The sequence below is a fragment of the Burkholderia sp. BCC1985 genome (assembly GCF_905339915.1).
GTDB lineage: Bacteria > Pseudomonadota > Gammaproteobacteria > Burkholderiales > Burkholderiaceae > Burkholderia.
Genome location: NZ_CAJPGY010000025.1, coordinates 69148 through 84328, shown reverse-complemented (window position 1 = coordinate 84328; position 15181 = coordinate 69148). Strand labels below are relative to the sequence as shown.

At 68.9% G+C, this 15181-nt stretch carries 14 protein-coding genes; 7 read left to right on the top strand and 7 right to left on the bottom strand.

Going from position 1 to position 15181, the window contains the following annotated elements; all coding sequences use genetic code 11:
* Positions 1-97: 97 nt before the first annotated feature.
* The 5 genes from U4Z31_RS24295 to U4Z31_RS24275 all read right to left on the bottom strand — a co-directional run bounded on the left by U4Z31_RS24295 (position 98) and on the right by U4Z31_RS24275 (position 5091).
* A complete protein-coding gene (locus U4Z31_RS24295; RefSeq protein ID WP_321811570.1) occupies positions 98-1267 on the bottom strand; it encodes an MFS transporter in 1170 nt (389 codons plus the stop codon).
* A gap of 385 nt (positions 1268-1652) precedes the next feature.
* Positions 1653-2414 carry a 5,6-dimethylbenzimidazole synthase gene (bluB, locus tag U4Z31_RS24290; RefSeq protein WP_321811569.1) on the bottom strand — a complete coding sequence of 254 codons (762 nt, stop codon included), beginning with the start codon at positions 2412-2414 and terminating at the stop codon, positions 1653-1655.
* A 142-nt stretch (positions 2415-2556) separates the two neighbouring features.
* Positions 2557-3555, bottom strand: coding sequence for a 2-hydroxyacid dehydrogenase (locus U4Z31_RS24285; protein WP_321796994.1), 999 nt, complete (start codon positions 3553-3555; stop codon positions 2557-2559).
* Between the two features lie 30 nt (positions 3556-3585).
* Positions 3586-4572, bottom strand: a complete 987-nt coding sequence (locus U4Z31_RS24280) for a LysR family transcriptional regulator (protein WP_321811568.1) — start codon at positions 4570-4572, stop codon at positions 3586-3588.
* A gap of 279 nt (positions 4573-4851) precedes the next feature.
* Complete coding sequence (locus U4Z31_RS24275) at positions 4852-5091, bottom strand: hypothetical protein (RefSeq protein ID WP_321811567.1); 240 nt, start codon at positions 5089-5091, stop codon at positions 4852-4854.
* A gap of 234 nt (positions 5092-5325) precedes the next feature.
* Between U4Z31_RS24275 and U4Z31_RS24270 the strand changes: the two genes are divergently transcribed.
* On the top strand, positions 5326-6537 hold the full coding sequence (locus U4Z31_RS24270) for a pyridoxal-phosphate-dependent aminotransferase family protein (protein WP_124571665.1): 1212 nt from the start codon (positions 5326-5328) through the stop codon (positions 6535-6537).
* A gap of 68 nt (positions 6538-6605) precedes the next feature.
* Here the strand turns inward: U4Z31_RS24270 and U4Z31_RS24265 are convergent, their stop codons facing one another.
* Complete coding sequence (locus U4Z31_RS24265) at positions 6606-7541, bottom strand: AraC family transcriptional regulator (RefSeq protein WP_124522823.1); 936 nt, start codon at positions 7539-7541, stop codon at positions 6606-6608.
* A gap of 133 nt (positions 7542-7674) precedes the next feature.
* Here U4Z31_RS24265 and U4Z31_RS24260 point away from each other — a divergent pair, with 133 nt between their 5' ends.
* Genes U4Z31_RS24260 through U4Z31_RS24250 form a run of 3 tightly spaced genes read left to right on the top strand, consistent with a single transcriptional unit; the run spans position 7675 to position 8988 of the window.
* Positions 7675-8565 carry a DMT family transporter gene (locus U4Z31_RS24260; RefSeq protein WP_124488722.1) on the top strand — a complete coding sequence of 297 codons (891 nt, stop codon included), beginning with the start codon at positions 7675-7677 and terminating at the stop codon, positions 8563-8565.
* 37 nt (positions 8566-8602) lie between these two features.
* Complete coding sequence (locus tag U4Z31_RS24255; protein ID WP_321811566.1) at positions 8603-8734, top strand: hypothetical protein; 132 nt, start codon at positions 8603-8605, stop codon at positions 8732-8734.
* A complete protein-coding gene (locus tag U4Z31_RS24250; RefSeq protein ID WP_321811565.1) occupies positions 8725-8988 on the top strand; it encodes an RES domain-containing protein in 264 nt (87 codons plus the stop codon). The genes U4Z31_RS24255 and U4Z31_RS24250 overlap by 10 nt, the downstream gene beginning before the upstream one ends.
* Positions 8989-9015: 27 nt before the next feature.
* On the opposite strand, the gene U4Z31_RS24245 is transcribed toward U4Z31_RS24250, so the two are convergent.
* Complete coding sequence (locus U4Z31_RS24245; protein WP_044844119.1) at positions 9016-10230, bottom strand: MFS transporter; 1215 nt, start codon at positions 10228-10230, stop codon at positions 9016-9018.
* Between the two features lie 348 nt (positions 10231-10578).
* Here U4Z31_RS24245 and xdhA point away from each other — a divergent pair, with 348 nt between their 5' ends.
* From xdhA to xdhC, 3 genes are read left to right on the top strand one after another with little or no spacing between them, the layout of a single operon-like run.
* Entirely contained in the window at positions 10579-12123 is a 1545-nt protein-coding gene (xdhA, locus tag U4Z31_RS24240; protein ID WP_321811564.1) for a xanthine dehydrogenase small subunit, read from the top strand.
* A gap of 18 nt (positions 12124-12141) precedes the next feature.
* Positions 12142-14505: a xanthine dehydrogenase molybdopterin binding subunit gene (gene xdhB, locus U4Z31_RS24235; protein ID WP_321811563.1), complete on the top strand. Its 2364-nt coding sequence runs from the start codon at positions 12142-12144 to the stop codon at positions 14503-14505.
* Between the two features lies 1 nt (position 14506).
* Positions 14507-15124: a xanthine dehydrogenase accessory protein XdhC gene (gene xdhC, locus U4Z31_RS24230; protein WP_321811562.1), complete on the top strand. Its 618-nt coding sequence runs from the start codon at positions 14507-14509 to the stop codon at positions 15122-15124.
* Positions 15125-15181: the final 57 nt, after the last annotated feature.

Sequence of the window (15181 nt, the reverse complement as noted above, 5' to 3'; positions counted from 1 at the left end):
GGCCGTCAGGATCGAATGGGGTTGCGTGCGCAACGATCGCGGCGGCGCGCGGGCGCGGACGCGCGCCGTGCCGCCGCGCGTCGCCGCCGCGCGCGCGTCATACGTATCCGGTCGGCCCGCTCACCGGGCGGCGTTCGAGCGACGCCGACCACAGCGTGAGCGCGAGTGCAGCGACCGCCATCGCTGCACCGACCCACGGCAGGTTCACGAGCGACACGCCGGATCCGATCGCCATCCCGCCGAGCCACGCGCCCGTCGCGTTGCCGAGGTTGAACGCGCCCTGGTTCAGCGTCGACGCGAGGTTCGGCGCGTCGCTCGCGCGATCGACGATCAGGATCTGCAGCGGCGGCACGATCGCGAACGCGAGGATGCCCCAGACGAAGATCGTCGCGAGTGCCGCGAACGGCAGGTGCATCGTGCCCGCGAACACCGCGAGGACGATGCCGATCAGCGCGAGCGTCGCGATCAGCGACGGCATCCGGCGCCAGTCGGCGAGCTTGCCGCCGAGCGTGCCGCCGACGGTCAGGCCGAGACCGAACAGCAGCAGCACGTAGGTGACCTGGCGCGGCGAGAAGCCCGTCACGTCCTCGAGGATCGGCGTGATGTACGTGAACACGCTGAACAGGCTCGCCGACGCGAGCACGCTGATGCCGAGCACCATCAGCACCTGCGGGTGCTTCATCACGCTGAATTCGCGCGTGATGCTGGTATCGGGCATCGCGAGGTGCTTCGGCAGGCACACCGCGAGCGCGGCGGCCGCGGCGATGCCGATGCCGGTGACGGCCCAGAACGTCGCGCGCCAGCCGTACGCCTGGCCGAGCGCGGTGCCGAGCGGCACGCCGAGGACGTTCGCGAGCGTGAGGCCGGTGAACATCAGCGCGATCGCCTGCGCGCGGCGGTTCGGCGCGACGAGGTTGCTCGCGACCACCGAGCCGATCCCGAAGAACGCGCCGTGGCAGAACGCCGTGACGACCCGCGCGGCCATCAGCACCGCATAGCCGGGCGCGATCGCGCAGAACAGGTTGCCCGCGATGAACAGCCCGATCAGGCCCATCAGCGCGCGCTTGCGCGGCATCTTCGCGGTGACGATCGCGAGGATTGGCGCGCCGATCGTCACGCCGAGCGCGTAGCCCGACACGAGCATCCCGGCGGCCGGGATCGACACGCCGAGGTCGCGGGCGACGTTGGGCAGCAGCCCCATGATCACGAACTCGGTGGTACCGATTCCAAATGCGGCGACGGCAAGGGCGAAAAGAGGTAATGGCATCGCGGTGGGCTACGGAAAAGGCCGCGGCCCGAGATCGGCGCGGCATGCGCGGAAGGGGCGAGGCGAGGAGATATCAGCCGCGATTCTACTTCAGTGAAAACCCCTACGCTCGGGGTCAAAATGGTTGTTGCCGGCGTGCGACGGGTGACGGCCAAGGTGCGCCCACAGTGTGGGATTTGGCGGTGCTCGGTGCTTGGTGCTCAGTGCTCGGTGGCAAGGCAAGGGCGAAGGCAAGGGCGAAGGCGAGGGCGAGGGCGAAGGCGAGGGCGAGGGCGAGGGCGAGGGCGAGGGCGAGGGCGAGGGCGAGGGCGAGGGCGAGGGCGAGGCGAAATATCGGGTCGGAGCAAGACCGGCGAAGCGGCCGTTCCGCCCCTCGTGCGTCCCGTCAGCGGTCGGACACGGCGCCGGGGGGTGTCGAGCCGAAGCGGTCGTCCGCTGCGGCAACCTCGGGCGACGGCGATGATCCGCCAGTCGCGCCGGATGCTGCGTTGCCATCGGCGACCCCGGCCGCCGACGCATCCCAGCCGTTTTCGAACAGGCACGCCTCGATCGGCATCCGCGCGGCCCACCGCTCTTCCTCGAGCATCGGCTTCGCATAAAACGCGTCGACATGCCCGACGCACAGCACAGCGATCGGCTTCGCGCCGGCCGGCATGCCGAGCAACGTGCGCAGCGCGTCGACATCGAACAGCGACACCCAGCCCATCCCGAGCCCTTCGGCGCGCGCGGCGAGCCACATGTTCTGGATCGCGCAGGCGGCCGACGCGAGGTCCATCTCCGGCAGCGTGCGGCGGCCGAACACGTGGCGCTCGCGGTCGTCGGTCAGCGCGACGACCAGCAGTTCGCCGCATTCGCGCACGCCTTCGACCTTCAGCCGCATGAATTCGTCCTGCCGCTCGCCGAGCGCGTCGGCGGTCGCGCGGCGCTCGGCCTCGACCAGCGCATGGATCGCGGTGCGCAGCGCGGGATCGGTGATGCGGATGAAGCGCCACGGCTGCATGAAGCCGACGCTCGGCGCGTGGTGCGCGGCGCGCAGCAGCCGCGCGAGCGTGGCCGGATCGACGGGTGCCGGCGTGAAGTGGCGCATGTCGCGCCGTTCGAAGATGGCGCGGTAGACCGCGGCAATGGCGGAGTCGTCGAAACGCATGAGCGGCAGAAGCAGGGGGAGGTCGGCGCAACGATAGCAGACGCCGCGCGCGCAGCGTTACATCAGTCGAAATAAATTGACGAATCGTTGATGGATCGCGTGCGCTCAGGCGCTGCGCCACCGCCGTGCGGAACGACGCGGCTCAGCGCCCCGTCGTGACGACGTTGGTCGGCGTGCCGGCGTGCCACGCCTCGATGTTCAGCAGCGTCGTGTGCGCGATCTCGGCGAGCGCCTCGCGCGTGAAGAACGCCTGGTGCGACGTGACGATCACGTTCGGGAACGTCAGCAGGCGCGCGAGCACGTCGTCCTGCAGCGGCAGGTCGGAGTGATCCTCGAAGAAGAGGCCGCTCTCCTCCTCGTACACGTCGAGCCCGAGATGACCGAGCTGGCCGCTCTTGAGCGCGTCGATCAGCGCCGGCGCGTCGACCAGGCCGCCGCGGCCGGTATTGATCAGCATCGCGCCGTGCTTCATCCGCGCGAGCGTCTGCGCGTTGATCAGATGGTGCGTCGACGGCAGCAGCGGGCAGTGCAGGCTGATGATGTCGGCATGGTGCAGCAGTTCGTCGAGCTCGACGTAGCGCGCGCCGTACGCGATCAGTTCGTCGTCGTACGGCGGCATCGAATGTGCGAGCACATGCATCCCGAAGCCCATCATGATCTTCGCGAACACGCGGCCGATCAGGCCCGTGCCGATCACGCCGACGGTCTTGCCGTGCAGGTCGAAGCCGAGCAGGCCGTTCAACGAGAAGTCGCCTTCGCGCGTGCGTGCGACCGCGCGCGGCAGCCGGCGGTTAAGCGCGAGGATCAGCGCGACCGCGTGTTCGGCGACCGCATGCGGCGAATATGCGGGCACCCGCACGACCGCGATGCCGAGCCGCTCGGCGGCCGCCAGGTCGACATGGTTGAAGCCGGCCGAGCGCAGCGCGATCAGGCGCGTCCCGCCGTCGGCGAGCCGTTCGAGCACGGCCGCGTCGACGGTGTCGTTGACGAACGGGCAGACGACCTCATAGCCGTGCGCGAGGATCGCGGTTTCCGCGTCGAGGTGCGACGGCTGGAAGTGCAGCCGATAACCGAATGACCGATTGGCGGCGGTGAACGATTCGTCGTCGTACTGCCGGCTGCTGAACAGGATCACGCGCACGCTGCACCTCCGATGGCTGTCGCGTGCAGTTTACTGCAGGCCCGTCTGCCGGCCCGCGACGATCTCGGCGCGATCGGGCGTGTGCAGGAAGCCGTAGCCGGTCCGCTCGCGGGCCGTCTGCGCGCCGAAATGCTCGAGCGCATGCTCGACGAAGCTGCGCGTGCGGGCCGGCACGTACTGGCGGTTCGGGTAGACGAGCGACAGCTGCGCGTCCGGGTCGTCGATCCGGTAAGCGGGCAACAGCCGCACCAGCGTGCCGGTGGCGAGTGCGTCGGCGACGCTCGGCTCGGGCAGTACCGCGATGCCGGACCCGGCGACGGTTGCAGCGTGCACGAGCGCCAGCTGGTTGACCGTGCAGGTCGGGCGCACCGTGACCGAATGCGTGACGCCGTCGTGGCCGACCAGCCGCCACGCGGGCGCATGCTGGTGCGGCGCGAGCGCGATCCAGTCGTGGCCCGGCAGGTCGTCGGGGGCGCGCGGCTCGCCGCGCCGTTCGAGATAGGCAGGCGCCGCGCAGGCGACGAACGGGTTCGGCGTGAGCGCGTGGCCGATCAGCGTCGGGTTGCCGTCGAGCCGGTTGCCGGTCACGATGCCGACGTCGTAGCCCGAATCGAGCACGTCGAGCGGCCCCTCGGCGACGGTGAGCTGCACGCGCAGTTCGGGGTAGCGGTGCCGGAAACTGCTGACGAGCGGCGTCAGCGCGAGCGGCGACAGCAGGCCCGATGCGACGACGCGCAGCGTGCCGGCCGGCTCGCGCACCGCGTGCGCAACGGATGCCTCGAGGTGGTCGAATTCCTCGAGCAGCGCACGGCAGCCGTCGAGGTAGCGCAGGCCGGCCTCGGTCAGCGACAGGTTGCGCGTGGTGCGGTGGATCAACCGCGTGTTCAGGTGAGACTCGAGCATCGCGATCGAGCGCGTGACGAGCGCGTTGGACACGCCTAGATGGTGCGCCGCGCGCCGGAAGCTCTGCTGCTCGGCGACGCAGACGAACACACGCATGGTCTGAATCTGGTTCATGGCTCGCGAATTTCTGGCCCGGTTGATTGATTTTGGTTGGGATTTTTCGTCAAACGACCTGGAAAACCGTCGCGCAACCCCCGGGTCTCGTTCGTCTCGAAAAATCGGTTTTCGATTCTGCAGACGATTGTTCATTACGGAAGCGATATCGTCAACCTGAGAAAAGGGGCGGCTTGCGTAAAATCGAAATCGCGGGTATCGATTTAACGGATCGGCGGCGCTGGCACGCGCCTGGGTTAGTCCGGCGTGTATTCGGAAGGTCCGCCGTGTATTTTAATATTACTCATATAAATCAATATGTTGATGCGGTCGGAATGCGACGTCGTGCGGTAATGGGTGAAATCGCTCACCAATAGATGCTGCGATAGTGGATGTTTTTGTGCCGGTCTGGTTTTCGTGTGCCGATGCCAGTCGCGCGATTTTTATCGTGGTGACCGGTATTCCGGTAGATGCATGCGGCATGCTGAACTCGGGCGTCAGGATGCGCGTCTCAATATTGCCGGAGAAAATCGCGGGCATCGACCGTCCGTTGGAACCGTTTCGCATGCGGCCGGCAATGCCGCGGCAATACGAAACCCGGTCGTGCGACGCGGGCGCGGCCGGCTGGCCCGGTCCGTCGACCGGGCCAGCGTCACGCTGTCCGGGCGCGCGTGCCTCTTGCGCACGGGCGCGGAACGCGGAATGATCGATCAGTTCGCCGTGCCGTGCGGCGAACGACGTCCGAGCGTTTTCTCCGTTCCTCTTTTACCAGCCATGTCCATCGATTACTCGCCGATTCCCTGTCCCGTCGTCGTGCCGCTTGACGCGATCCTGCCCGAAGAACCGCTGCTGATGATGGGGGCCGGCCCGGTCCCGATCCCGGCCGCCGTCGCGAAGGCGAACACGATCGTGATCAACCACCTCGGCGCGACGATGGCGAAGATCATCGAGCAGGTGAAGGAGATGGCGCGCTACGTGTTCCAGACCCGCACGAAGTGGGTGCTCGGCGTCGCCGGCCCCGGTTCCGCCGCGATGGAAATGGCGATCTCGAACCTCGCGTGGCGCGGCACGCGCGTGCTGTCGATCCGCAACGGCTTCTTCAGCGCGCGGATGGCCGAGATGGCCACGCGCGTCGGCGCCGACGTCGCCACGCTCGAAGTGGCCGACCGCTCGGTCGCGAGCCTCGACGAGATCGCGGACGCGATCGCGCGCGAGCGGCCCGAGATCGTCACGATCGTGCAGGGCGAGACGTCGAACACCGTGTGGAACCGCGAACTGCGCGACATCGCGGCCCTCGCGAAGGCGGCCGGCGCGCTGGTCGTCGTCGACGCGGTGTGCACGCTGTCGACGATGCCGCTCGAGATGGACGCGTGGGGCATCGATGCGGTGATCACGGGCGGCCAGAAGGGGCTGTCGTCGATTCCCGGCGTATCGCTGATCGCGTTCTCGGACGCCGCGTGGGACCGGATGAAGCAGCGTCCGGAACCGAACGCGCACTGGTGCCTCGACATGGCGCTCGCGGAGAACTTCTGGCACAACGCGGGCTACCACTACACGGCGCCGGTGTCGGGCGTGCTCGCGCTGCACGAGGCGCTGCGGCTCGTCTGCGCGGAGACGCTCGAAAGCCGCTTCGCGCGCCACCTGCGCTGCTCGCTCGCGTTGCAGGCGGGCGTCGAGGCGATGGGGCTCGCGCTCTATGCGCCGAAGGACTGCCGGCTCAACTCGGTGGTCGGGATCGAGACGCCCGAAGGGCTGACGCCCGGGATGGTGTGCGGCCATATCTCGAAGCAGTACCAGGTCGAGATCTCGGGCTCGTTCGGGCTGCCGATCGTGCGGATCGGGCAGATGGGCGAGCAGTGCCGCGAACACAACCTGTTCCGCACGCTGCACGCGTTCGGCCGCACGATGATGGACCTGAAGGTGCCGGTGGACCTGCCGGCCGGCGTGGCCGCGCTCGAGCAGGAATTGTCGCAGCGAGGCGCGTAAGCAGGGAGACGGTGATGCGTGCCGGGTGCGCGCTGCGCCAGCCGGCACGTTGAAGGTGCGCGCGGGGCTCAGCCGCCCTGCATCGCGCGCCGGTACGCGTTCGGCGTCGTGCCGTGCGCGTCGCGAAAGCGATGGCTGAAGTGGCCGGCGTTCGCGTAGCCGCATTCGGCCGCGACCTGCGCGAGCGGCAGCGCCGTCGTGCGCAGCAGCAGGCGCGCCCGCGCGAGCCGCTGCTCGGCCACCCACGCGTGCGGCGCGCGGCCGAACGACAGCCGGAACATCCGCGAGAAGTGGTATTCGGACAGCGCGGCGACCTCCGCCAGTTCGCCGAGCGTCAGCGGCTGCGACAGGTAGCTGTCGATGTAGTCGCGCACGCGGCGGCGCACGGCCGGCGCGAGTCCGCCGCGGAACGGCACGTCGGTGCGCGTCGTGCTCTGGCCGCGCAGCAGCAGGCTCAATACGTCGTGCGCGGCCTCGTTCACGCGCAGCCGCCCGTCGGCATCGTCCCAGCGCTCCAGCGCGAGCGAACGGAACTGCGCCGCGACACGCGCATCCTCGAAATAGGTGCGGTCGGCGAGCTTCAGCTCGCGCGGCTCGCGATCGAGTTCGCGGATCGCGCGCTGCGTGAAGTGCTCGGGCAGGAAGTACAGGTGGATGAAGTGCATCTCGCCGCGCACCCACCAGCGCGATTCATGGTCACCCGGCAGCGCGCACAGCAGGCTCGGCGCGCCGTAGCGCGGCACGCGTTCGCGCTCCGTCCGGTAGCCGCCGTCGAGATAGCACGACAGCGTGTGGTGGCCCGGTTGTTCGTAGATCGTCTCGCTTTCGTCGGTGATGCGCGTCCATTCGGCGATCGCGAGATGATCGCCGAGCCACGTGAAGCGCTCGAGCGTCGCGTTCGCCTCGGCGAGCGTGCGGCACACCGACTGCAGGCCGAACGGCATCGCACCGCCGGCAAGGGCGGCGGCGTGATCGGCGGGCGGGGCGTACAGGGGCGGACTCATGGTGCGACGAGTATAAGCGCGCGCGCGACGCGCCGTGCGGCCGCCCGAAAAAGACCGCAATTCCGGACAATCCGCGCGGGCGGGGCGGCGGCACAGTCTGAGTCCGTTTCACTCGTTTCGCTTCGTTGCCGCCATGAACCTGTCGCTTTATTTCGTCACCGTGCTGATCTGGGGCACCACCTGGATCGCGATCAAATGGCAGCTCGGCGCCGTGCCGCCGCCCGTGTCGATCGCGTGGCGCTTCTGGCTCGCGGCCGCCGTGCTGTTCGCGCTGCTGCGCGTGATGCGCCGGCCGGTGCGTCCGCCGCGCGAGGCGTGGCGCTACCTCGTCGCGCAGGGCTTCGCGTTGTTCTGCCTGAATTTCCTGTGCTTCTACTACTCGGAGCAGGTCGTGCCGAGCGGCCTCGTCGCGGTGATCTTCTCGACCGCGCCGCTCTTGAATTCGATCAACGGCCGGCTGTTCATGGGCCGCCCGCTGCGGCCGTCCGCGATTGCCGGCGCGCTGCTCGGGCTGACCGGCATCGCCTGCCTGTTCTGGCAGCAGATGGCCGGCCACCTCGACGATCACGCGACCTGGACGGGCCTCGCGATCGCGTTCGCGGGCACGATGTGCTTCTCGGCCGGCAACCTGCTGTCGAGCCGGATGCAATCGATGGGGCTGCATCCGCTCGCGACCAACGGCTGGGCGATGCTGATCGGCGCGGCGATCCTGACGGTCGGCAGTGCGGTGGCCGGGCTGCCGTTCATGATCGACCCGAGCCCGCGTTATCTCGGCGCGCTCGTCTATCTGGCCGTGCCGGGCTCGGTGATCGGGTTCACCGCGTATCTGACGCTCGTCGGGCGGATCGGGCCGGAGCGCGCCGCGTACTGCACGGTGCTGTTCCCGATCGTCGCGCTGGCCGTGTCGACGGTCTTCGAGGGCTACCAGTGGTCGCCGCTCGCGGTGATCGGGCTGCTGCTCGTGCTGGCCGGCAATCTCGTTGCGTTCGACCTGACGCGCCGGTTGTTCCTGCGCGTGGCTTGACCGGGGCATCAGGCACTCTTGCGCATTCGCGGAGACGGTGCTGCACGACGAAGTCGCCGATCTGGTGCTGGGCGGCTTCCCGCTCGTCACGACCGAGCTCGATCGCTACGTGCTTTCATTCGACGGTGCGCCGTTGGCCGTGGCCGTCCTGCATGGCTTGTGCCGCTGAAGAACCTTGGCGGCGACGGTGCGTTGTCGACGATCGTGCCGTACGACGTTCCGCAGCAGTGGTCGCTGGCCGTCCACCTGCATCAGCGGCGGGTCGACGGGTTCCTGTACATGTCCCGCCATCTGAACACGTCGGAAGCCCTCGTGCTCTTCGATCGTGCCGAACCCAAGCTCTCGCTCCGGGACGCCGTTCCGTTCCGGCGTCATCCTCAAGCCGTCCGCGTATTGCGCGACTTCAACGTGTTGCTGCGTTGAACGGTGTTGCGCGCGCGGCAGCACGACTCACGCCGCCGCGCCGCTCCCGGCGAGCCGCGCCTGCCGCTGGTACAGCACCATCGACAGCGCGACGCCGGCCGCCGCGGCCACCGCCGCGAACAGGAACACCTGCGGATAACCGAACGCACCGGCCACATAGCCGGCGAGCGGGCCCGTGATGCCGAGCGACAGGTCGAGAAACACCGAATACGCGGACAGCGCCGCGCCGCGGCTCGCCGGCGGGACGAGCGCCACGGCCTCGACGCCGAGCGCCGGGAAGATCAGCGCGAAGCCGAAGCCGGTCAGCGCGGCGCCGACGAGCGCGACGTGCGGCACGGGCGCGAGCCACAGCAGCAAGAGGCCCGAGCATTCGAACGCGAACGACACGATCGCGACGCGGAAGCCGCCGTGAGTCTTGATCGTGTTCGCGAACAGCAGCCGCGCGCCGATGAACAGCGTGCCGAACACGGTCAGCGACAGCGCGGCGTTCGGCCAATGGCGCGCCGCGTAGTACAGCGTGACGAAGGTCGCGATCGAGCCGAAGCCGGCCGAGCCGAGCGCGAGGCCGAGGCCGTGCGGCAGTACGCGCGTGAACACGCTCGCATACGACATCCGTTCGCCGTGCACGAGCGGCACGGAAGCGATCAGGCGCGCGAGATAGAAGCCGATCGCGGCGAGCGCGATCACGATCACGCCGATCAGCGCCGGATTCAGCGTGTGCGCGATCGCGACGCCGACCGGCGCGCCGAGCGCGAGCGCCCCGTAGGTCGCGATGCCGTTCCACGAGATCACCTTCGCGTTGTGCGCGACGCCGACCCGCCCGATGCCCCACAGGATCGCACCGGTGCCGCACAGGCTCTCGCCGACGCCGAGCACGAGCCGGCTCGCGACCAGCAGCACGAGGCTCGCGACCGGCCAGTGGGCCAGCAGCAGCGCGACGAGCAGCAGCACGCCCGACACGCCGCAGCCGATCAGCCCGCGAAGCACCGTCTGCTTCGGCCCGAGCGTATCGGCGAAGCGCCCGGCGAGCGGGCGCGACGCGAGCGTCGCGAAATACTGGACGCTGATCGCGCCGCCCGCGACGATCGCGGAAAAACCGAGGTCGTCATGGACGAAGCCCGGCAGCACCGCGAGCGGCAGGCCGATGGTCAGATAGCAGATGAACGTGAAACAGACGACGGACACGATTTGCAGCGTGACGGCAAAGCCGCTGCGCGGCGGTGTGGCGGAATCGGTTGACATGGGGTCGGATCGAATGGGCGAAACGGAGCGGAAAGCGGCGAAAAACGGAATCGGGATTTTCCCATGGAACCGGTTTTCACGCAGGTACCATTTAGTTAATCGCGACCCATTTTCATCACCGAAGAATTGCCGACGGGGCGCTGCGGGCAGGCCGGAACCCAGGCCGGGCAAGGCGCCCGACGCCTGCTGGGCGGCCGCGGCGCGCATATCGCGGCAGTTATATGGGCCCCATGCGTGATGGGCTATGGGTTGCGGAATTTGACGGTGATAGCGTGCAAACTGTCAGAGAAACGTCGGTCGAGCGCCCCGCGCAGGCCGCCTTGCCCCCACCGGAAGAACGATAGAGACATGAGTGAGCCGATCCGCTTCTACCATCGTCACGCGGTCCGCGAAGTCAGCGGCGCGGACGTCACCCGCACCGTGCTGCAGTACCTGCGCGAGGATGCGCATTGCACCGGCACCAAGGAAGGCTGCGCGGAAGGCGACTGCGGCGCGTGCACGGTCGTCGTCGGCGAGCTGACCGACACGGGTACGGTCGCGTTCAAGGCCGTCAATGCCTGCATCCAGTTCCTGCCCACGCTCGACGGCAAGGCGCTGTTGACGGTGGAAGACCTGCGCCAGCCGGACGGTTCGCTGCATCCGGTGCAGCAGGCGATGGTCGATTGCCACGGCTCGCAATGCGGGTTCTGCACGCCGGGTTTCGTGATGTCGATGTGGGCGCTGTACGAGAAGCACGGCCATGAAGGCTGCGCCGGCACGTGCGCGAAGGCGAAGGACGTGCCGACGCGCACCGAGATCGCCGATGCGCTCACCGGCAACCTGTGCCGCTGCACCGGCTATCGCCCGATCGTCGATGCGGCCGTGCAGATGTTCGGTGCGCCGGCGCCGACGGCACCGGTCGATACGGCCGCGCTGGCCCGCACGCTCGCGTCGCTCGAGCGTGACGACACGTTCGACTACACGACGCTCGACGGCGCGCGCTTCGCCGCGCCGCGCACGCTCGACGCGCTGGCCGCGCTGAAGGTCGAGCGCCCGGATGCACGGCTGCTCGCCGGCAGCACCGACATCGGCCTGTGGGTCACCAAGCAGATGCGTCGCCTCGACGACCTGATCTACGTCGGCCAGATCGCCGAACTGCGGACCGTCGTGCACGGCGACGACTGGATCGAGATCGGCGCGGGCGTGACGGTCGAGGACGGCTATGCGGCACTCGCCGGCACGTATCCGGAACTGACCGAAATGTGGAAGCGCTTCGCGTCGCTGCCGATCCGCAACGCGGGGACGATCGGCGGCAACGTCGCGAACGGCTCGCCGATCGGCGACTCGATGCCGGGCCTGATCGCGCTCGGCGCGCGGGTCGTGCTGCGCGGCGGCGACACGGTGCGCGAGCTGCCGCTCGAGGCGCTCTACACCGGCTATCAGCAAAAGGACATGGCGCCGCACGAATTCGTCGTCGGCCTGAAGGTGCCGACCCGCACCGGCGCGCGCGCGAAGCTGCAGTTCCGCACCTACAAGCTGTCGAAGCGGTTCGACTCCGACATTTCGGCGGTGTGCGCGGCGTTCGCGTTCATCGCGGACGGCGAGCTGATCCGCGAGCCGCGCATCGCGTTCGGCGGGATGGCCGCGACGCCGAAGCGCGCGACGCATACGGAGAGCCTGCTCGACGGCGCGCAGTGGCACGAAGCCACCGCGCAGGCCGCGATGCAGGCGCTCGAGCGCGACTACCAGCCGCTCACCGACATGCGTGCGACGAGCGCGTATCGCCTCGATACCGCGAAGAACCTGATGTACCGATTCTGGCTGGAGACGCGCCCGCACGACCCGCTGCCGCCGCAGGCGCTGAACGTGCGTGAAGTGGCCGCCGAAGTTGCCAACGACGCGGCGCGCGTCTGACGAGGGAGAACACCGAACATGAACCAGCAAGCAGAACCGTTCCTGAACACCCTCGACCCGCAGGCCGACGCCGCGCAGGTGCACGTCTCGCGCGCGCACGAATCCGCGCACCTGCACGTGAGCGGGCGCGCGACCTACACCGACGACATCCCGCTCGTCGCGGGCACGCTGCACGCTGCGCTCGGGTTGTCCGCGAAGCCGCACGCGAAGATCGTGTCGATGAACTTCGACGCGGTGCGCGCGACGCCCGGCGTGGTCGCCGTGTTCACGGCCGACGACATCCCCGGCGTCAACGATTGCGGCCCGATCATCCACGACGATCCGGTACTCGCCAAAGGCATCGTGCAGTTCGTCGGCCAGCCGATGTTCATCGTCGTCGCGACGTCGCACGAAACCGCGCGGCTCGCCGCGCGCCGCGCGCAGGTCGACTACGAGGAGCTGCCCGCGATCCTGACCGCGCAGGAAGCGCGCCAGGCCGAAACCTATGTGATCCCGCCGCTGAAACTCGCGCGGGGCGACGCGGCCGCGCGGCTTGCCGCCGCGCCGCATCGCGAATCGGGCGAGATGCTGCTCGGCGGCCAGGAGCAGTTCTACCTGGAAGGGCAGATCGCGTACGCGGTGCCGAAGGACGACGACGGGATGCACGTGTACTGCTCGACGCAGCACCCGAGCGAGATGCAGCACCTCGTCGCGCACGTGCTCGGCGTCGCGTCGCACAACGTGCTGGTCGAATGCCGCCGGATGGGCGGCGGGTTCGGCGGCAAGGAATCGCAGTCGGGCCTGTTCGCATGCTGCGCGGCGCTCGCCGCGTGGAAGCTGCTGTGCCCGGTGAAGCTGCGTCCGGACCGCGACGACGACATGATGATCACCGGCAAGCGGCACGACTTCCATTACCGCTTCGACGTCGGCTACGACGACGACGGCCGCCTCGACGGCGTCGCGCTCGACATGACGTCGCGCTGCGGCTTCTCGGCGGACCTGTCGGGCCCGGTGATGACGCGCGCGGTGTGCCACTTCGACAACGCGTACTGGTTGCAGGACGTCGCAATCGCCGGCTACTGCGGCAAGACCAACACGCAGTCGAACACCGCGTTCCGCGGCTTCGGCGGCCCGCAGGGCGCGTTCGCGATCGAATACATCCTCGACGACGTCGCGCGCGCGCTCGGCCGCGATCCGCTCGACGTGCGCTACGCGAACCTGTACGGCAAGACCGAGCGCAACGTGACGCCTTACGGGCAGACGGTCGAGGACAACGTGCTGCACGAACTGCTCGGCGAACTCGAGGCGACGAGCGACTACCGCGCGCGGCGCGCGGGCGTGCGCGAATTCAACGCACGCAACACGGTGCTGAAGAAGGGCATCGCGCTCACGCCGGTGAAGTTCGGCATCGCGTTCAACGTCACGCACTTCAACCAGGCCGGCGCGCTGGTGCACATCTACACCGACGGCTCGGTGCTCGTGAACCACGGCGGCACGGAGATGGGGCAGGGGCTCAACACGAAGGTCGCGCAGGTCGTCGCGCACGAGCTCGGCATCCGCTTCGGCCGGATCCGCGTGACGGCGACCGACACGAGCAAGGTCGCGAACACGTCCGCGACGGCTGCGTCGACGGGCTCCGACCTGAACGGCAAGGCCGCGCAGGACGCGGCGCGCCAGCTGCGCGAGCGCCTCGCGGCATTCGCGGCGAAGCAGTTCGGCGACGGCAAGGTCGATGCGGCCGACGTGAAGTTCGGCAACGACTTCGTGTGGATCGGCGGCGCGAGCGTGCCGTTCGGCGAGGTGATCGCGAAGGCGTATCTCGCGCGCGTGCAGCTGTGGTCCGACGGCTTCTACGCGACGCCGAAGCTGTACTGGGATCAGTCGAAGCTGCAGGGCCGGCCGTTCTATTACTACTCGTACGGCGCGGCCGTGTCGGAGGTCGTGATCGACACGCTGACGGGCGAGATGCGCACGCTGCGCGTCGACGCGCTGCACGACGTGGGGGCATCGCTGAACCCGGCGCTCGACATCGGCCAGGTCGAAGGCGCGTTCATCCAGGGAATGGGCTGGCTCACGACCGAGGAGCTGTGGTGGAACAAGGGCGGCAAGCTGATGACGCATGCGCCGTCCACGTACAAGATCCCGACGGTCAACGACACGCCGCCCGAATTCAACGTGCGGCTGTTCCAGAACCGCAACGTGGAGGACAGCATCCATCGTTCGAAGGCCGTCGGCGAACCGCCGCTGCTGCTGCCGTTCTCGGTGTTCTTCGCGGTGCGCGACGCGATTGCGGCGGTCGGCGACTACCGGGTGAATCCGCCGCTCGACGCGCCGGCCACCGGCGAGTCGATCCTGCGCGCGATCACTGCGGTGCGTGCTGCGCGCGCCGGTCAGGCAGGTTGAGATGAACGGGCCTGCACGTTCGTTTCGCACCGCGACGACCCCGGCATTCGCGCAGGGTACCGGCCAGCGCAACCGCGCGACCGGTACGTCCGCGCCGATGCACATCGTGCTGTTCGGCGCGGGGCACGTCGGCCATGCGCTCGTCACGCTGCTCGGCGCATTGCCGTGCGTCGTGCAGTGGGTCGATACGCGCGACGAGCTGTTCCCGGACGAATGTCCGCCGAACGTGCAGCCGGAGCCGACCGACATACCCGAGGCCGTCGTCGACGCGGCGCCGCCCGGCGCGTACTTCCTCGTGATGACGCACAACCACGCGCTCGACTTCTCGCTCGCCGCGCAGATCATGCGGCGGCGCGACTTCGCGTACTTCGGGATGATCGGTTCGCGTACCAAGCGCGTGAAGTTCGAGCGCCGGCTCGCCGCGCGCGGCGTCGATCCGGCGCGGCTCGCCGAGATGGTGTGTCCGATCGGCGTCGCGGGCATCGTCGACAAGGCGCCCGGTGCGATCGCGGTGGCCGTCTGCGCGGAACTGCTGCAGACCCGCTCGGGCATGCCGGTGGCCGATGCGAAGGCGGCCGCGGCGGGGCGCTTGCGCGACGACGCGCGCTGCGCGCGGTAGCGATCAGGGGCGGCACGCCCGACCCACGTCCGCGCGTTTTTGCCTACACTGCACGGA